Origin of the sequence: Bradyrhizobium sp. LTSPM299 (genome assembly GCF_000938235.1) — a bacterium.
GTDB lineage: Bacteria > Pseudomonadota > Alphaproteobacteria > Rhizobiales > Xanthobacteraceae > Bradyrhizobium.
This window is the reverse complement of sequence record NZ_JYMU01000039.1, coordinates 118,209-135,303: the sequence shown is the minus strand read 5'-3', so window position 1 is coordinate 135,303 and position 17,095 is coordinate 118,209. Positions and strand designations below refer to the sequence as shown.

Genomic DNA, 17,095 nt, shown 5'->3' with positions numbered 1-17,095 from the left:
CGTTTTCGAGCGAAGTGGGGACCGGTTCGCGTGAAGAAAACGCGTCAAAACAAGAATCTGGAGCCGGAAACGGCTCCATGCCTCTGCTGAAGATCGAGCATCTCGAGGTGCGCTACGGCGACCTGATCGGCGTCTCCGACGTGTCGCTGGAGGTGCCGCAGGGCAGCGTGGTCGCGCTGCTCGGCTCCAACGGCGGCGGCAAGACCACGACGCTGAATGCGATCGCGGGTCTCATTCCCGTTTACTCCGGTACGATTGGCTTTGCCGGCGAGGAGATCGCGGGGCAGAGCGCATTCGCGATCGTGCGCAAGGGGCTCGCGCTGTCGCCGGAGGGCTGGCGGCTGTTCGTGCAGCAGAGCGTCGAGAACAACCTGCTGCTCGGCGCCACGCCGCTGCACGACAGGGCCCGCGCGAGGGCGCTGCTCGAGCGGGTCTACGAGATCTTCCCGCGCCTGAAGGAGCGCCGCACCCAGCGCGCCGGCACCATGTCCGGCGGCGAGCGGCAGATGCTGGCGGTCGGCCGCGCGCTGATGAGCGATCCGAAACTGCTGATGCTGGACGAGCCGTCGCTGGGCTTGGCGCCTGCGGTGGTCGAGTCCATGTACGAAACCTTCGGCCGCCTGCATCGCGAGGGCCTGACCATCTTGCTCGCCGAGCAGTCGATCGAGCTCGCGCTTGAAGTCTCCGACTTTGCGATCGTGCTGCAGGTCGGCAGGAGCGTGCTGTCGGGCACCGCGGCTGCGCTCGCCGAGGATCCGCAAGTGCAGAAGGCGTATCTTGGGGCGTGAGAGCGCGGGCCGCCTACTTGATCTTCTCGTACACCGTCGCGAAATCGGCGAGCGGCATTGGGATTGTGATCGTTTCCTTGGCGAGGTTCTGGAACGATACCTTCAACTGCTTGCCCGATTTCAGCGCGGCGAGGATGTCGGCGCCAACAGGGGTGTTGATATAGCAACCGCGTGCTTCGCAGGTCTGCACCGGTACGTCGACTGTCTTGCCCTCGTCGACCTGCAGCCTGGCGCCCACCGGCAGGTTTAGCCCGAGCGGCAGCTGGATCAGCGCGACGGGCGTGCGGGTGTCGCCGGGGATGCGGATATTGACCAGCACGACAAGCTGGCCGGTCTTGCTGAGAACAGCAGTCTGCTCCATCGCGCATTCGAGCGGCGCGTCTCGGCTTGCAGAGGTGCAGCGTGCGACCCATCCGGGATTGGCGGCGGGTGCGGCATCGGCGGGAGAGGGCGCCGGTGCGGGTGGCGTCTTGGCTTTGGGGGTCTGGGCGTGGCCGAGGCCGGCCGCACCGAACACGGCAAACAAAATGAACAGCGACTTTGCGACAATCTTCACGGCAGCAACTCCGAAAGGAACGCCCTTCGGATGTGCCGGTAGAAGGGCAAAGTCAAGTCACTCGGCGGCCTGCTTGACCGAGCCGTCCTCGCCGTGATCTGCGTGGTCATCGGCGCGCGACGAGCGGCCCCAGTTCGCAAAGGCGTTGGAGAGCCGGTCGAGATAAAGATAGACGACGGGTGTGGTGAACAGCGTCAGCGCCTGGCTGACGATCAGGCCGCCGACCATTGCGTAGCCGAGCGGTTGACGGATTTCCGAGCCGGTGCCGGTGCCGAGCATCAGCGGCACGCCGCCGAGCATGGCGGCCATCGTCGTCATCATGATCGGGCGGAACCGCAGCAAGGCCGCCTTGCGGATCGCCGCCTCCGGCTCCAGGTGCTCGTCGCGCTCGGCGGCGATCGCGAAGTCGACCATCATGATGCCGTTCTTCTTAACGATGCCAATCAGAAGGATGATGCCGATCAGCGCGATCAGGCTGAAGTCAAAGCCGGCGGCCATCAGGATCGCCAGCGCGCCGACGCCGGCCGAGGGCAGGGTCGAGAGAATCGTAATCGGGTGGATGTAGCTCTCGTAGAGAATGCCGAGGATCAGGTAGACGACCACGAGCGCGGCCAGGATCAGCAGTGGCACGGTCGACAGCGATTGCTGGAACGCCTGCGCGGTGCCCTGGAAGCTCGAGCTCAGCGTCGGCGGCGCTCCGAGTTCGACCATCGCCTTCTGCACCGCCTCCGTCGCCTGGCCGAGTGCTGTGCCCTGGGCCAGGTTGAACGAGATCGTGATCGCCGGGAACTGGCCCTGGTGGCTGATCGAGAGCGGCCGCACCGGCACGCTGCTCCATTTCGCCAACGTCGACAGCGGCACCTGGTCCCCGGTCAGAGGCGACTTGATGTAGATATTATTCAGCGTGTCGATCGCGCCCTGCAGCTCCGGCAGCACTTCGAGGATGACGTGGTAGCTGTTGAGCTGGGTGAAGTACTGCGTCACCTGACGCTGGCCGAACGCGTCGTACAGCGTGTCGTCGATCAGCTGCGGCTGGATGCCATAGCGCGAGGCTGTGTCACGATTGATCTTCAGCTCGAGCGTGGTGCCGTTGGTCTGCTGGTCCGTGGCGACGTCTCGCAACTCCGGCAGCGTCTGCATCTTGGTGAGGATCTTGGGCGCCCACTGATTCAGCTCGGTCAGATCGGCGTCCTGCAACGTGAATTCGAACTGGGTGCGAGTCGGGCGGCCGCCGAGGCGGACGTCCTGCGCCGCCTGCATGAACAGCCGGGCACCTTCGACCTTTTCCAGCTTCGGCCGTAGACGGGCAATGATTTGCTGCGCATTCACGCCGCGCTCGTTCAACGGCTTAAGCGTGATGAACATATTGCCGTTGTTGCCTGCGCGGCCGCTGCCGCCGATTGCCATCGCCACCGACGCCACGGCGGGATCCTGCATCACGATCTTGCCGAGCGCCTCCTGTTTCCGCTTCATGTCAGCGAAGGAGATGTCCAAATTGGCTTCCGAGGTCGCTGAGATCAGGCCGACGTCCTGCTGCGGGAAGAAGCCCTTCGGGATGATCACGAACATATAGACCGACAGCGCGAGCGTGGCGAAGAACACCATCAGCGTGGTGAATTTCCAGCGCAAGGCGAGGTCGAGGCCGTTCTCATAGGCGCGCAGCATCGCATCAAAACCGCGCTCACTAAGCTTATAGAAGCGGCCGTGTTTCTCCTCATTGTGAGCGCGCAGGAAGCGCGACGCCATCATCGGGGTCAGGGTCAGCGACACGAACATCGAGACGAAGATCGTCATCGCCAGCACAACCGCGAATTCGCGGAACAGTCGGCCGATGATGCCGCCCATCAGCAGCAGCGGGATCAGCACTGCGACCAGCGAAATACTGATCGAGACGATGGTGAAGCCGATTTCGCGCGAGCCCTTGAAGGCCGCCGCCATCGGCTTTTCGCCCTCCTCGATGTAACGGCTGATGTTCTCCAGCATCACGATGGCGTCGTCGACCACGAAGCCGACCGCGATCGTCAGCGCCATCAGTGACAAATTATCCAGCGTGTATCCGAACACCCACATCAGCGCGCAGGCGCCGAGCAGGGCGAGCGGCACGGTGACCGCAGGGATCACCGTTGCCCAGAAACTGCGCAGGAAGACGAAGATCACCATGACCACCAGGAAAATGGTCAGGAGCAAAGTGAACTGGACGTCTTCCACCGCGGCCCGGATCGTGGTGGTGCGGTCGCTGATGACCTCGATCTTGATTGCTGGCGGAATGGCAGCGACGAGGCGCGGCAACGAGGCTTTGATCTTGTCGACGGTGTCGATGACGTTGGCGCCGGGCTGCTTGAAGACGACAAGGAAAACGCCGCGTTTGCCGTTGGCCCAGGCGGCCTGCTTGGCGTCTTCCGCCGCGTCGACCGCCTGTCCGATATCCCGGATCCGCAACGGGCCGCCATTGCGGTAGGCGATGATGACATCGTTCCAGGGGGCCGCCTTCAGAAGCTGGTCGTTGGCGTAGATAGTATAGGCGCGGGTGTCGCCGTCGATATTGCCCTTGGGACTGTCGACGGTCGCGATATTGATCGCGTTGCGGACGTCCTCCAGCGACAGGCCCTTCGCCACCAGCTTGGCCGGGTCGATCTGGACGCGCACAGAGGGCTTCTGCTGGCCGCCGATAATGACCTGCGCAACACCCGAAATCTGGCTGATCTGCTGAGCCAGCTGTGCGTCGACGGAATCACTGACCGTGATCAGCGGCAGCGTGTCCGAACTCGCCGACAGCAGCATGATCGGCGAATCCGCCGGGTTGACCTTGCGATAGGTCGGCGGCGAGGGGAGGCTCTTGGGCAGTTGGCCGCTTGCCGCGTTGATCGCGGCCTGCACGTCGTTGGCCGCGCCGTCGATGCTGCGGTTCAGGTCGAACTGGATCGTGACCGACGCGGTGCCCAGATAGCTCGTCGAGGTCATCTGCGCGATGCCGGGGATCTGCGCGAACTGGCGCTCCAGTGGCTGGGCGACCGAAGTCGCCATCGTCTCCGGGCTGCCGCCCGGCAGTGTCGCGGTGATCTGGATGGTCGGGAAGTCGACCTGCGGCAGCGGCGCCACCGGCAGCAGGGGGTAGGCGACCAGACCGACAAAGAGAATGCCGGCCATCATCAGCGAGGTGCCGATGGGGAAGCGAATGAAGGGTGCGGAAATTCCGTCGCTCATTCCTGCGTAACCTTCGCCTTGAGCTGATCCGAACTCGCTACCGCCGTGGTCACCAGGATTCCCGGCGAGACCTTGTACTGGCCCGCGGTGATCACCTGTTGTCCCGGCGACAGGCCGTCGTCGATCACCGACTTGCCATCGACCGACTGGCTGACCTTGATCTTGCGAAGCTCAGCCTTGTTCTCCTGATTGACCGAAAACGCATACAGGCCGTCAGTGCCATGCTGCACTGCGTCGTCGGGGACAACGGTGGCATCCTTCAAGGTTTTGACCAGGAGCCGGGTCGAGACCGACTGGCCCGGCCACAGTTCGTGGTCCTTGTTGTCGAACACCGCCTTCAGCCGAATAGTCCCGCTCGTGGTGTCGACCTGGTTGTTGATCAGCGCCAGGGTGCCGGTGGACAGCACCCGCTTGCCGTCGGTCGACAGGGCAATGGCCTTCGGTGGCGCCACGGCAAGTGCGGCCTTGATATCAGGCAACTGGTCCTCGGGCGCGGTGAAAATTACCGTGATCGGCTCGATCTGGGTAAGCGTGACGATCGCGGTCTGGGTCGCGGCGTTGACGATGTTGCCGATATCGACCAGTCGCAGGCCGACGACCCCGTCGATCGGTGATTTCACCGTTGCGTAGTCGAGCTGGGTCTGGGTGTTGAAGATGGCGGCGTCGTCGGCGACGATCTGGGCCGTCAGCTGGGCCACCGTGGAGCGCTGGGTGTCGGTCTGCTGGCGCGTGGCGAATTCGCCGAGCTTGGTGTAGCGCTGCAGGTCGAGATTGGCATTGGCGAGGTTGGCCTCGTCCTGGGCCTTCTTGGCCTTAGCCTGGTCGAGCGCGGCCTGATACGGCCGCGGATCGATCTCGACCAGCGTGTCACCCGCCTTGACGAACTGACCTTCCTTGAACGCAATCTTGGTGATCTGGCCGTCGACCCGGGTGCGGACCTGGACGGTGTTGAAAGCCTGCACGGTGCCGAGGCTGGTCAGGTAGACCGGAAAATCGGCCTGTTCGACCGGCGAGATCTTGACCGGAACCGCGGGCCGTACCGCGGCACGCTTTTGCGCGGCCTCGGCGGCCAGCTTGTTGTCTGTGTATTTCTGCCAGCCGAAATAACCGGCTCCGCCGACCGCGGCGATCAGCAGGACCCAACCAATGGTACGTGAATTCGACATGCGGGCTCTTGGGTTGCGCAAGCAATAATGGGTGATCGAAACGGTTCCCAGAGCTTGCGGATATAATATGCGTGCACTTAATGTGTAAACACACTACGACTTGAGAATCCTAAACATTTGGAAAGGTTTAGGCAAGAAACGAACAGAAACAAACGCTTTGGGAACGCTCCAGGGACCCCTATGTCGCAGGATCTCAAACGCCAGTTCATTGCCCAGCTCGTCGAAAGCTCGCGGCTGCTGCGCAACTATATCGATCATCGCGCCAAGGCGCGAGGGACAACCCGCGCCCAATGGATCGTGCTGTTCCGCCTGCGCGAGCAGGAGGGGCTGTCGCAGGTCGATCTCGCCGATGTCCTCGAGCTGCAGCCGATCTCGCTGGTGCGGCTGCTCGATCGTCTGGTCGAGCACGGTCTGCTCGAAAGGCGGCCTGATCCAAGGGATCGTCGCGCCAACAGGCTTTTCCTGACCAGGAGCGGACGCCAGCTCGTCGATGACCTCGACAGCTTGCGCGACGCGATCGCGAGCGACGTGCTGGGCGACGTGCCGGCCGAGCATGTCGAAAGCGGGCTCGCCACGCTTCGCGAGGTCAAGGATCGCATTAAGACTCTCGGCGAGGGACCCGAGCGCATCGCCGCGAAATAGCGCACGCCTCGTCGCGCAACGCTATTTCGATCAACTCACGTCACCCGGCTCGTGCAGTGCAGTTGAAACGCGGCATGATGTCGTTCATATCGCGCACATCGGTGTTGCGAGACGAGGGGGCCGCGATGGATGAATTGAACGGGCGCATGATGGCGTGTCAGATCCTGGTCGCGGGGTTGATCGCACGGGTCGCCAACGAGCAGCGTGATCCCTTGCGCTTCCTCACCGACTTCCGCGACGAGATCAGAGCGGTGGTGAGCGGCGTCAACATCGCCGGCATGGAGAACACCGAACGCGTGCGGCAGGTTGCGCAGCGGACTGTCGACGAGCTGTTTTCGCTGATGAAGCCGCCAAGCACCGAGTGAAGCGGCCAACGTTGAAGCGGTTGGTATGCATCGAGCAGTGCTTGCGAAGCTGCTCAAAGCGGCGTGCAATAATTTAGAACGATTATTAGAACGCTTACAAAGTAGATTTAGAACGACTTCAGACTGCAGATTAGAATCGCTTTGAATTATGGCGATTCAAGCGCGCTGTTGCAGCAATCGCATTGACCCGAAATTTCACGCTCGGTAACCGATAGAGACAGTTCGTCGCACTGCGATGTCGCAGATGAGCTTGCTTTTTTGGGGGCGTTTGGAAATGAACACGGTGAAGGCACCGAGGTCGCTGCGTTTCGACTCGGTCATGGGCTCGGCCAACGATCAAACAACTTATTCCGGCACGAAGGTTTCCGCGGTCGCAGGCCTGATCGCGGTGGCATCCTTTTCGGGTGCTGAAGCGCAGCAGTCCAACCTCCCGCCGGTGACGGTCGATGCCCCGGTCGCTCGCCCGCGTCCTGCTACGTCTCAGCCTTCGCCGGACCAGGTCCGCGCCCGCACCGCGCTGCGCCGCGCCGCGCGCCGCAACCAGCAGGCACAGACGGCTCCGGTGCCGTTCCCGAATGCCGGCAGTCTTTCTGCCGATCGCAATCCCTATGCGGATGCGGCTGCGCCGTACAAGGTCGACCACATTCAGGCGTCGGGCAAATTTCCGGAGCCGATCCTGAACACGCCGAAGACCATCACGGTGTTGAGCAAGGAAGTGCTGGCTGACGAGAACGCGACGTCGTTGAAGCAGGCGGTCCTGAACACCGCCGGCGTGACGCTCGGTACCGGAGAGGGCGGCAACGCCTTTGGCGATCGCTTCTTCATCCGCGGCTTCGATACCCGCAATGACGTCTTCATCGACGGCGTCCGTGATCCCGGCGTCAGCGTCCGCGAGAATTTCTTCACCGAGCAGGTCGAGATCCTGCGTGGTCCGGGTTCGTCATTCGCCGGCCGCGGCACGACGGGTGGCGCGATCAACATCGTGACCAAGCAGGCGACGACCGAGAAGTCGTTCTACAACATGGACACGACGTACGCGAGCGACAACACCAAGCGCGTCGCGCTCGACGTCAACCAGGTGATCAGCCCGACATTGGCCATTCGCGCCGGCGGCGTGTACCAGGATGCGGGCGTCGAAGGCCGAAGCTTTATCACTGATAATCGCGGCGGCGGCTTTGTGGCTTTGACCTGGAAGCCGGTCGATGCGGTGAAGGTGACCGCGGACTACGTTCACACCGATATCCACGGAATGCCGGACTTCGGCGTGCCGTACCTCCGGACCGGACCCACCAATGCCGCCGGTCAATATACGACCACCGCCGGTGGCCCGGCCCCGGAATTTGGCGTCAATCGCGACAATTTCTACGGCTTCGTCAACCGCGATTTTTTCGAGGTCCATCAGGATATCGCCACAGTCAACACCGAAGTGAAGATCACTCCCGATCTGACCTTTAGCAACAAGGTCCGGGGCTCGGAGTCGCTGCTCAATTACATCGGCACGATTCCGGAGTCAGCCAACGTTGTGGGGAACACGCTGACCGCCAACACGTTGAGCCGCTATCAGCCGACGGACGTCGTCGCCAACCAGAGCGAATTCACGTACAAGTTCGATACCGGTAACTGGCGCCACACCATGGTCGCCGGCGTCGAGGTCTCGCGCGAGACTTCGAGCATCGATTCGTATGCCGGGCTAAACGGGGAGAGCAGCACCGGTATCGTGGTCAACAGCAGCGGGGCGCCAACCAATGTGAGCATCACCAATCCGCAGTACACATTCGCGACGTTCCCGACGACGCCCTCGCTCACGGGGAAGCCGACGCAAATCGCGATCGACACGACGAGCGGCTATCTGCTTGATTCCGCCAATTACCGCGATCTGGTCATCCTCAATGGCGGCATCCGCCTGGACGACTACGGCATCAAGGTCAGTGGTTACGGTACGTCAGGCTCTGTCGCGGGTGTCTTCAATTCGCAAGCCGCGCAATTCGACATGCCGAACTTCAACCTGGGCCTTACGTTCAAGCCGCTGCCGATTACCAGCGTCTATGTTGCTTATGCGACGTCGTCCAATCCGGTGGGCTCCGAATTCGACGGCACCAGCGCGGCTTACGGCGGAATCTCGCCGAATGTACTTGGGGGTGCGAACCAGATATTTGGGCCGATGAAGAACAGCGCGATCGAGGTCGGCAATAAATGGGAGCTGTTTGATCGCCATTTGCTCGTGACTGGCGCGCTGTTCCAGACCAACGTCACCAATGCGCGAGAGTCGGTGAACGTCACTGCGGCGAACCCGACAGCATCAGGTTGCACCTATAATGTCGCGGTAGGAGGAGCCTCGCAGCCTTGCATCACCGCCGGCGCGGCCTATCAGATCCGCGGCATTGATCTCGAAGTTGCCGGCAAGATCACCGACAAATGGAGCGTGTTCGGCGGCCTGGTGCTGATGAAGTCGGAGGTGACGAAGTCGCTGGTTCCCTCGGCCGACCCCGCTCTGTACCCCACAAACGTCGGCCTGCCGCTGGCCAACATCGCTCATCAGTCGTTCAGTATGCTCAGCAAATATCAGATCGACGACAGGTGGGAGGTCGGTGGCCAAGCCGTCTATCGTTCCAAGATGTATGGCGGCACCTTGCTTGCGGCAAACCAGGGCACGTCGCTGCCGAGCTTCTGGCGTTTCGATAGCTTCGCGGAGGCAAAGATCGACAAGAACTGGACTGCGAAGCTGTTCGTCAACAACATCTTCAACAAGCTCTATTACACCGCGTTCTATCAAAGTGCGGCGCCGTTTACTCTGGAAGCACCCGGCCGTACCGTGGCTTTCATGCTCTCCGCACGTTACTGACGGAGGCATCAAAGCGGCGCGATGCTGATATGCGTTCCAAATGTCCTGAGCAAAAGCGATGTGGCGGATTTCCGCCGCATCATGGACGCCAGTGCGTGGGAGGACGGCCGCTCGACCGCCGGCGCGGCCTCCGCGCTGGTCAAACGTAACGAGCAGCTGTCGCCTGACAGCGAGGTCGCGCGGCAGCTCGGCAACCGCATCCTGACCGCGCTGTCGGCGAGCCCGCGCTTCATCTCGGCGGCGATCCCACTGAGAATCTTTCCACCCTTGTTCAACCGCTATGCCGCCGATGACGGGCATCATTTCGGGCTGCATGTCGACAATGCGGTGCGCGGCGACAAGCTGACCGGCTTGCGGATCCGTACCGACCTGTCGGTCACGCTGTTTTTATCGGAGCCGGATGATTACGATGGTGGCGAGCTCGTCATCGAAGACCTCTACGGATCCCACGAAATCAAGCTGTCGGCGGGCGATCTGGTACTTTATCCTGCGTCCAGTTTGCATCTGGTCACGCCGGTCACGCGGGGGACGCGGGTTGCGTCTTTTTTCTGGCTGCAGAGCATGATACGAGATGCGCACGCGCGCAGTCTGATCTTCGATCTCGATACGGCGATCCAGGCCTTGGTGGAGCGACTGGGACGTGATGACCCCGAAACGGTCAAATTGGCCGGCATCTATCACAACCTGATCCGCCACTGGGCCGAGGTATGAAGACTTCGCTAGGTGCTGATCCAAGGATGTTATATTGTAACATCGGGGGTTCCGGCCTATCAGCTGACGTCCCGGTCAAGGCGCATGTCGACATGAAGTGGTTCCGAGCAAACATCAGACAGGGTTCGCGGCTCGCGCTGTTAGCGCTCGCAATCCAGTTTGTGCTGTCGTTCGGACATCTCCACGAAAGCTTTGCGCAGGCAGCCCCGGACGCCCCGCGGCACGTCGCTCGCGCTACGGTAACACATACATCGCACGACGCCTGGGATGCGGTCGCATCCTGGGTCGTCCGGTTGAAGATGCCCGCGGGCCATCATTCCGACGATGGGCTCGCCGATGATTGCCCGATCTGCGCCGTGCTGGCGCTCGCCAACGCGCCGCTATCGGCGACACCGCCCTTGCTGCCGGCGCCTCAGGCTGCCGAGTTCGCCTATTTGATCACCAACGCGACGTCGGTCGATCTCGGGTGCGTCGACGCTGCGTTCCAACCTCGTGCTCCGCCCGTCGCCTGACAACGATGGCCGGCGTTGATGCGTCGCGGCCGCAATCTCGGCATCAGGCACCAGCCGCCGGTGACCTGATGCATACACCATGATTGAATGATCCAGTTCCCGGGCCGAAGTATGAATATGTCCCCGTTTCGAGCGACCCCTTGTTTGATCCTGGCACTGGCGATGCTGTCGTTGGTGTCGCCCTTGTCGGCACAACAGGCCGCGCCTCCCGCGCCAAGGCAAGTTCCCGCGCCGACGCAAGCGCAGGCCCCACCGGCACCGGCAGCCGTGGCGCCGGTGCAGGCGCCCGCATCGCCCGGTGCTGCGCCGTCGGCAGAACCCGTGCCGCAGGCGATCGCTGCACCGGCGGATAGCGAGAGCAAGCCGCTGAAGTCCACCAGCACCGGCATGCACGAGTTGTCGCCGTGGCTGATGTTCATGTCGGCCGACGTGATCGTCAAAGCCGTCATGATCGGCCTTGCCTTCGCCTCGCTCGTCACCTGGACGATCTTCATCGCCAAGATGATCGAGTTGACCGTGGTCCAGAACAAGCTGCGCGGTGCGCTCGCCAAGATCAGCGACGCGCGGTCGCTGGCGGAAGCGCAGTTCGCGCTCGGCGCCAAGGGCAGCGTCTTGTCGTCCTTCATCGCGGCGGCGATGCGCGAGGGACGGCTGTCGGCCGGGATCTCCAGCGACAGCGGCATCAAGGAACGCGCGGCCTCGAGCTTTGCCGAGATCCTGCGCTCCGAGGCCCGCCGTATCAGGCTCGGCATGGGCCTGCTCGCCACGATCGGCGCGACGTCGCCCTTCGTCGGCCTGTTCGGCACCGTCTGGGGCATCATGAACAGCTTCATCGGCATTTCGAAGTCGCAGACCACGAACCTTGCCGTGGTGGCGCCGGGCATCGCCGAAGCGCTGCTGGCGACCGCGATCGGCCTGGTTGCAGCGATCCCCGCCGTGATCATCTACAACCACTTCACCCGTGTCACGAAGGGCTACCTGGAACTGGTCAGCCGCGCCTCGGGCGCCGCCGGACGGCTGCTGTCGCGCGATCTTGATCGCACCCATGGCGAGGTTCCGCGCGCGCGCGCCGCGGCGGCGGAGTAGGCGATGGCAGTTTCGCTCGCAGACAACGATAGCGACGACGAATTCGCCGAGTCGCACGAGATCAATGTCACGCCGTTCATCGACGTGATGCTGGTGCTGCTGATCATCTTCATGGTGGCCGCGCCGCTCTCGACCGTCGACTTGCCGATCGAATTGCCGACCTCGACGGCGACGCCGACCAAAAAGCCGGACAAGCCGACCTATGTCAGCATCAAGCCGGACCTCGCGGTCGCGATCGGCGAGAACATGGTCAAGCGGGTCGACCTGGTGCGGACGCTCGACGGCATGGCCGACATGGGCAAGGACAAGTTCATTTTCCTGCGCGCGGACCGTGCGGTCCCCTATGGCGAGCTGATGGACGTGCTGGAAATGCTGCGCGCGGGGGGCTATTCCAAGATCAAGCTGGTGACGCTGGAGGGGGTTCCGGACGCCGCGGCGCAGCAGGGCGCGCCGGCGACAGCGAACCCATGACGAAGGCCTGATGCCGATGTCCGATCTCGAACAGAAGCCCTCCCGGATGCTGTGGGTATCTGCCGCGGTGGTTGCGCTCGCGCTTCATCTCGGCGGCGCTGCGCTCGCGCTCACCAGTCTGAAGGCCGAGGAGCCCGACGACGACGCGCTTGGCGCGTCGGCGATCGAAGTGGGCGTCGAACTCGCCGCCGTGCATCGCGAGGCGACCGACCTGCCGCCGGGTCCCGACACCGACGCCTCCGTGGCCTCGCCGCAGCTCGCCGAGCAGAAAGCCGAGGTGAAGGAAACCGATCTGCCCAAGGACACTCCGACCGAGACCGAAGACGCCGATCGGGTGGTGACCGAGAACGACAACAAGAAGCCGAAGGAAGAGGAACAGAAGGTCGCCGCGGTCCAGACCGCCGCATCGCAGGAATCGATTGCGGCCGAGGCGACCGCGACGCCGAGCTCCGAGGTGATCCCCGAGGGCCAGAAATCGGTCGCGCCCGTGCTCGGCACCGGCGACACCGCCCGCCGCGTGCGCGCCACCTGGCAGAAGGAGCTGATGGCGCATCTCGACAAGCACAAGAAATATCCCGCCGACCGCGCCCTCAAGACAGCCGAGATATATGTCCGCTTCACGCTCGACCGGGTCGGCCACGTGCTCGATATGGCGATCGAGAAGGGCTCGGGCGATGCCGCGTTCGACGAGGCCGCGCTCGCGATGGTCAAGCGCTCCGATCCCGTTCCCGCGCCGCCGCCGCTCGTCGCCGACGAAGGCCTGAGCTTCACGCTGCCCGTGATCTTCCGGGTCAAGAACAAGGGCTGAGGCTCATACCGTCCGTCATTCCGGGGCGCGACGAAGTCGCGAACCCGGAATCCATTTCACCATTGAACGTGTCGCCCGATGGATTCCGGGTTCTCGCGGAGCCTGTCATCGGGCCGCGCTTTGCGCGGACCCGTTGGCGAGCCCCGGAATGACGCTTGGGTCAGCTCTTCTTCACCAGCGGGCAGACGCTCTTCTCCAGCGGCAGCCAGGCTTCGTCCGCCGGGATGGTCGCGACCAACTTGTAATAGTCCCACGGATATTTCGATTCCGCCGGTGTCTTCACCTCGAACAGATAGGCCGGGTGGATCTTGCGGCCGTCGGCCCGGATCGAGCCCTTGCCGAACAGCGGATCGTCGGTCGGTAGCTCCTTCATCTTGGCGACCACGGCGCGACCGTCATGCGGATTGCCGCCGAGCGCCTCCAGCGCCTTGAAGTAATGGATCAGCGACGAATAGACACCGGCCTGCACCATGGTCGGCGGGTTCTTCTTGAAGCGTTCCATGAATCGCTTCGAGAAGGCGCGGGTCTGGTCGTTCATGTCCCAGTAGAAGGTCTCGGTGAAGTTGAGGCCCTGCGCGACGTTGAGGCCGAGCGCGTTGACGTCGGTGATGAACATCAGCATGCCTGCAAGCTTTTGGCCGCCGGCAACGATGCCGAATTCGGCCGCCTGCTTGATCGCGTTGGTGGTGTCGCCGCCGGCATTGGCAAGGCCGACGATCTTGGCTTTTGAGCTCTGCGCCTGCAGCAGGAACGAGGAGAAGTCGGCGTTGTTGAGTGGGTGCTTGACGCTGCCGAGCACCTTGCCGCCATTCGCGATGACGACCGCCGACGTGTCGCGCTCGAGCGCCTGGCCGAACGCGTAGTCCGCGGTGAGGAAGAACCAGCTGTCGCCGCCGGATTTGACCAGCGCCTTGCCGGTGCCGTTGGCGAGCATGTAGGTGTCGTAGACCCAGTGCACCGTGTTCGGCGAACACTGCGAGCCCGTGAGATCGGATGAGGCCGAACCCGAGTTCAGATTGACGACGTTCTTGTCCTTGGCCAGGTTGGCGATCGCAAGCCCCACGCCCGAGCTTGCGAGATCGACGAACACGTCGACCTTCTCGACGTCGATCCATTGCTTGCCGATGCTGACGGCGATGTCGGGCTTGTTCTGGTGATCGGCCGAGATGACGTCGATCTTCCAGCCCTTGGCGAGCAGCCCGGAATCCTCGATCGCCATCTGCGCCGCGATCGTCGAGCCGGGTCCGCCGATGTCCTGATAGAGGCCGGATTGATCGCCGAGGCTGCCGACCTTGACGACCTTGTCCATCGTCTGCGCCAGCGCGGCGCCTCCAAATACCAGGCTCGTGGTCAAAACCAATGCTGCAATCGAACGCTTCATTGCCCCTCCAAATGCTCTTGTGAGTGAATGGATTTGTGTTGTGACTATGCCCGGCATTCGGTTCCCCGCCTAGGCAGGCGCGGCCAAACGTCCGAAGGTCGGATATTCCGCGGGGTGGGGAAATGCAGGCGAAAGCGCCACAGCCGTCATTGCGAGGAGCGATGGCGACGAAGCAATCCATATTGCCGCTTGTGGCGCTATGGATTGCTTCGCGGAGCCTGTCATCGGGCGCGCATTCGCGCGACCCGTTGGCTCGCAATGACGGGAAGCAGCCGCGCCACGCGGGTGGAGGGAGCGACTACCGCCAGTAATACCGGATCGCGACGTAGACCACGACGAGGCAGGCGAAGATCAGCGCGACCGGCAGCGGACGCTTGGCGTTTGGGCCGGATGCGCCGGGCTTCGGCTTGGCGGGCAGGCGGCGGAAGGCAGTGACGGTTCCGGTGTCGGTGACCGGTTCGCGCAACCGTGCCGGAACCTCCGGCGCGGTGCCGGCGCCGCCCATCTCGGCATAATAGCTACGGTACATCAGCTGGATGGTGGCTTCGCTGGCCGCGGTGTCGTCCATCTTCTCCACGAGCTTCCTGTAGCTGGCCAGGAAACTCTGCGCCTCCGGCGGCAGCGCGGATGCGCCGTTCAGCTTGGCCATCATCCGCCAGGTCGCAAAGTCGGCCCGCGCACGGGTGTCGGCGCGTCGCGCAATCAGCATATCGGCAGCTTTGATCACCATGGCCTCGACACGTTCCCACCTGAAATAGAGCTACGTGTTCCCGGTGATAAGGAGAAGGGCCTGGATCACATAGCCGGTCAGTGTTCGCAGTATTGTCGAAATAACATCAAGATTTAGGCCGAAGCGGGTGCCGACCATCGGCAGCAGGATCAACAGGGCGATCAGGATCAGCATCCCGTAGGGCTCGAGCCGGGACAGCGGATAGGCCAGCGGCCGCGGCAGCAGCCCGACCGCGACCCGGCCGCCGTCCAGCGGCGGAATCGGCAGCATATTGAAGATCGCGAGCACGATGTTGATCAGGAACGCGTTTTTCAGGTTGTCCGCGGTCCATTGCGCGGCATTTGCCGGCACCCACGGCAGCGCGTGGAATGCCAGCGCCGCCGCGGTCGCCAGGATGATGTTGGTCGCCGGGCCCGCCAGCGCGACCCACACCATGTCGAGCCCGGGGTGATTGAGGTTGCGGAAGTTCACCGGCACCGGCTTGGCGTAGCCGAACAGGAACGGCGATTGCGCCAGCAGCAGCACGGCGGGCAGGATGATCGTGCCGAACGGATCGATGTGCTTGAGCGGGTTGAAGCTGACGCGGCCGAGCTGCCAGGCAGTGTTGTCGCCGAGCCGGTGCGCGACAAAGCCGTGCGCGGCCTCGTGAAAGGTGATCGCGATGATCAGTGGTAGCACCCAGACGGAGACGCCATAAAGGGAAACGTTCAATTCGCGCCGCCTTGGATTCGCTTTGGGGCAATCAAGCTAGCACGGATTTACAACGGCTTTTGCGGCAAACGCCGGCAATTTGACGCGGGTTCCGGGCTTGTCGTCAACGCACGTCCGGCGCGGCGACAGCCTCGCTGCGCGTCACCCGCGGCTGGGTGGTGGCGATCCAGATGCCGACGAAGACGGTGACGATCCCGGCTATCAGATTCCAGCGCAGCGGCTCGCCCAGCAGCACTGCCCCGACCAGCGAGGCCGCGATCGGGTTGACGGTGACTGATATCGCGACCCGCGTCGGTGTGGTCCGCTCCAGCGCGAAGGCCCAGAGATAGAAGGTCAGCGCAGCGCCGAACGCGCCGAGATAGATCGCGCCGAACCATTGCGGTGGACCGAAATCCGCAACCGGCGTGAAGCTGCCGTGGACCAGCGAGGCTGAGATCAGGACCGCGGCGCCGGCCGCCATCGCCAGCGTGGTGAAGGGAATTGGCCCGGAGCGGCGGATGAAGGGTTTTGACCAGATGCTGTAAAGGGCCATGCAGAGGGCGGCGGCGACCATCAAGAGGTCGCCACGCCACGCGCCCGGCGGCGCGGTGGCGAGGCCGGACAGTAGCGCCATCGAAACCCCAAGGATCGTGATGAGGACGCCTGAGGTCTTTCGGGCGGTCAGCGGCTCGCTCCCGAGCGCGGCGCCGACCACCATCGTCAGCAGCGGCAACGTTGACAGCGCAAGCGCGCCGCGCGCCGCCGTCGTTGACATCAACGAGGCGTTGAACAGGATCGGAAACGCCGCAAAGAACAGTAGCCCGAGGCCGGCCACGGCCGGCCAGTCGCGCCGCGGCGGCCAGTTCCGCAGCCCTGACAGCGCGAGCGGCAGCAACAGCAGAACGCCAATCCCGAACCGGAACGAGCCGATCGCGAGGGGATCGATGGCGCCGACCAGAAACCGCGTCGCCCCGATCGAGGTTCCACCGAGCGCACTCGACAGCACCGCCGCCAACACCCCCCAAGTTTCGCCCATCAAGCCTCGCCCATTCCGTTCGACCCCTTCGTTTCGCTTGCGCAAGCTAGAGAACGGGAGCTAATCAAGGAATGGAATATTATTGATAGATCAAATCGCAGTTCGTG

The 17,095-nt window shown here is 63.2% G+C and carries 16 protein-coding genes; 9 read left to right on the top strand and 7 right to left on the bottom strand.

What is annotated here, in order from left to right; translation table 11 throughout:
- Nucleotides 1–77: 77 nt before the first annotated feature.
- Nucleotides 78–788 carry an ABC transporter ATP-binding protein gene (locus UP10_RS20665; protein ID WP_044589176.1) on the top strand — a complete coding sequence of 237 codons (711 nt, stop codon included), beginning with the start codon at nt 78–80 and terminating at the stop codon, nt 786–788.
- A gap of 13 nt (nt 789–801) precedes the next feature.
- Here UP10_RS20665 and UP10_RS20660 read toward each other — a convergent pair whose 3' ends face one another.
- From UP10_RS20660 to UP10_RS20650, 3 genes are read right to left on the bottom strand one after another with little or no spacing between them, the layout of a single operon-like run.
- Complete coding sequence (locus UP10_RS20660; protein WP_044589114.1) at nt 802–1,344, bottom strand: invasion associated locus B family protein; 543 nt, start codon at nt 1,342–1,344, stop codon at nt 802–804.
- 57 nt (nt 1,345–1,401) lie between these two features.
- Nucleotides 1,402–4,548 (bottom strand): multidrug efflux RND transporter permease subunit, encoded by a 3,147-nt coding sequence (locus UP10_RS20655; protein WP_044589113.1) that lies wholly within the window; start codon nt 4,546–4,548, stop codon nt 1,402–1,404.
- Nucleotides 4,545–5,714 (bottom strand): efflux RND transporter periplasmic adaptor subunit, encoded by a 1,170-nt coding sequence (locus UP10_RS20650; RefSeq protein ID WP_044589112.1) that lies wholly within the window; start codon nt 5,712–5,714, stop codon nt 4,545–4,547. The genes UP10_RS20655 and UP10_RS20650 overlap by 4 nt, the downstream gene beginning before the upstream one ends.
- A gap of 180 nt (nt 5,715–5,894) precedes the next feature.
- On the opposite strand from UP10_RS20650, the gene UP10_RS20645 reads away from it, so the two are divergent.
- From UP10_RS20645 to UP10_RS20610, 8 genes are all read left to right on the top strand, one after another.
- The gene (locus UP10_RS20645; protein ID WP_044536653.1) at nt 5,895–6,356 is read left to right on the top strand and encodes a MarR family winged helix-turn-helix transcriptional regulator; all 462 of its coding nucleotides are present in this window, start codon (nt 5,895–5,897) and stop codon (nt 6,354–6,356) included.
- 125 nt (nt 6,357–6,481) lie between these two features.
- Entirely contained in the window at nt 6,482–6,721 is a 240-nt protein-coding gene (locus UP10_RS20640; protein WP_044589175.1) for a hypothetical protein, read from the top strand.
- Between the two features lie 274 nt (nt 6,722–6,995).
- Complete coding sequence (locus UP10_RS20635) at nt 6,996–9,563, top strand: TonB-dependent receptor (protein ID WP_050043759.1); 2,568 nt, start codon at nt 6,996–6,998, stop codon at nt 9,561–9,563.
- A gap of 21 nt (nt 9,564–9,584) precedes the next feature.
- Nucleotides 9,585–10,274 (top strand): Fe2+-dependent dioxygenase, encoded by a 690-nt coding sequence (locus tag UP10_RS20630; RefSeq protein ID WP_044589111.1) that lies wholly within the window; start codon nt 9,585–9,587, stop codon nt 10,272–10,274.
- 92 nt (nt 10,275–10,366) lie between these two features.
- Nucleotides 10,367–10,786 (top strand): DUF2946 family protein, encoded by a 420-nt coding sequence (locus tag UP10_RS20625; RefSeq protein ID WP_044589110.1) that lies wholly within the window; start codon nt 10,367–10,369, stop codon nt 10,784–10,786.
- Between the two features lie 111 nt (nt 10,787–10,897).
- Complete coding sequence (gene exbB, locus UP10_RS20620) at nt 10,898–11,872, top strand: tonB-system energizer ExbB (protein WP_044589109.1); 975 nt, start codon at nt 10,898–10,900, stop codon at nt 11,870–11,872.
- Nucleotides 11,873–11,875: 3 nt separating this feature from the next.
- Nucleotides 11,876–12,343, top strand: coding sequence for a TonB system transport protein ExbD (gene exbD, locus UP10_RS20615; protein ID WP_044589108.1), 468 nt, complete (start codon nt 11,876–11,878; stop codon nt 12,341–12,343).
- A 10-nt stretch (nt 12,344–12,353) separates the two neighbouring features.
- The gene (locus tag UP10_RS20610; RefSeq protein ID WP_044589107.1) at nt 12,354–13,151 is read left to right on the top strand and encodes a TonB family protein; all 798 of its coding nucleotides are present in this window, start codon (nt 12,354–12,356) and stop codon (nt 13,149–13,151) included.
- A 160-nt stretch (nt 13,152–13,311) separates the two neighbouring features.
- Here UP10_RS20610 and UP10_RS20605 read toward each other — a convergent pair whose 3' ends face one another.
- The 4 genes from UP10_RS20605 to UP10_RS20590 all read right to left on the bottom strand — a co-directional run bounded on the left by UP10_RS20605 (nt 13,312) and on the right by UP10_RS20590 (nt 16,988).
- Nucleotides 13,312–14,532 carry an ABC transporter substrate-binding protein gene (locus UP10_RS20605; RefSeq protein WP_044589106.1) on the bottom strand — a complete coding sequence of 407 codons (1,221 nt, stop codon included), beginning with the start codon at nt 14,530–14,532 and terminating at the stop codon, nt 13,312–13,314.
- 298 nt (nt 14,533–14,830) lie between these two features.
- Nucleotides 14,831–15,262, bottom strand: a complete 432-nt coding sequence (locus tag UP10_RS20600; protein WP_156180183.1) for a hypothetical protein — start codon at nt 15,260–15,262, stop codon at nt 14,831–14,833.
- A gap of 30 nt (nt 15,263–15,292) precedes the next feature.
- The gene (locus tag UP10_RS20595; RefSeq protein ID WP_044589105.1) at nt 15,293–15,973 is read right to left on the bottom strand and encodes a site-2 protease family protein; all 681 of its coding nucleotides are present in this window, start codon (nt 15,971–15,973) and stop codon (nt 15,293–15,295) included.
- 103 nt (nt 15,974–16,076) lie between these two features.
- Entirely contained in the window at nt 16,077–16,988 is a 912-nt protein-coding gene (locus UP10_RS20590; protein WP_044589104.1) for a DMT family transporter, read from the bottom strand.
- Nucleotides 16,989–17,095: the final 107 nt, after the last annotated feature.

Bases quoted from the DNA above. Each gene is read 5' to 3' on its own strand.
- UP10_RS20665 (WP_044589176.1), top strand. From the start codon at position 78: ATGCCTCTGCTGAAGATCGAGCATCTCGAGGTGCGCTACGGCGACCTG.
- UP10_RS20655 (WP_044589113.1), bottom strand. From the start codon at position 4,548: ATGAGCGACGGAATTTCCGCACCCTTCATTCGCTTCCCCATCGGCACC.
- UP10_RS20650 (WP_044589112.1), bottom strand. From the start codon at position 5,714: ATGTCGAATTCACGTACCATTGGTTGGGTCCTGCTGATCGCCGCGGTC.
- UP10_RS20645 (WP_044536653.1), top strand. From the start codon at position 5,895: ATGTCGCAGGATCTCAAACGCCAGTTCATTGCCCAGCTCGTCGAAAGC.
- UP10_RS20640 (WP_044589175.1), top strand. From the start codon at position 6,482: ATGGATGAATTGAACGGGCGCATGATGGCGTGTCAGATCCTGGTCGCG.
- UP10_RS20635 (WP_050043759.1), top strand. From the start codon at position 6,996: ATGAACACGGTGAAGGCACCGAGGTCGCTGCGTTTCGACTCGGTCATG.
- UP10_RS20630 (WP_044589111.1), top strand. From the start codon at position 9,585: ATGCTGATATGCGTTCCAAATGTCCTGAGCAAAAGCGATGTGGCGGAT.
- UP10_RS20625 (WP_044589110.1), top strand. From the start codon at position 10,367: ATGAAGTGGTTCCGAGCAAACATCAGACAGGGTTCGCGGCTCGCGCTG.
- exbB (WP_044589109.1), top strand. From the start codon at position 10,898: ATGAATATGTCCCCGTTTCGAGCGACCCCTTGTTTGATCCTGGCACTG.
- exbD (WP_044589108.1), top strand. From the start codon at position 11,876: ATGGCAGTTTCGCTCGCAGACAACGATAGCGACGACGAATTCGCCGAG.
- UP10_RS20610 (WP_044589107.1), top strand. From the start codon at position 12,354: ATGCCGATGTCCGATCTCGAACAGAAGCCCTCCCGGATGCTGTGGGTA.
- UP10_RS20605 (WP_044589106.1), bottom strand. From the start codon at position 14,532: ATGAAGCGTTCGATTGCAGCATTGGTTTTGACCACGAGCCTGGTATTT.
- UP10_RS20600 (WP_156180183.1), bottom strand. From the start codon at position 15,262: ATGGTGATCAAAGCTGCCGATATGCTGATTGCGCGACGCGCCGACACC.
- UP10_RS20590 (WP_044589104.1), bottom strand. From the start codon at position 16,988: ATGGGCGAAACTTGGGGGGTGTTGGCGGCGGTGCTGTCGAGTGCGCTC.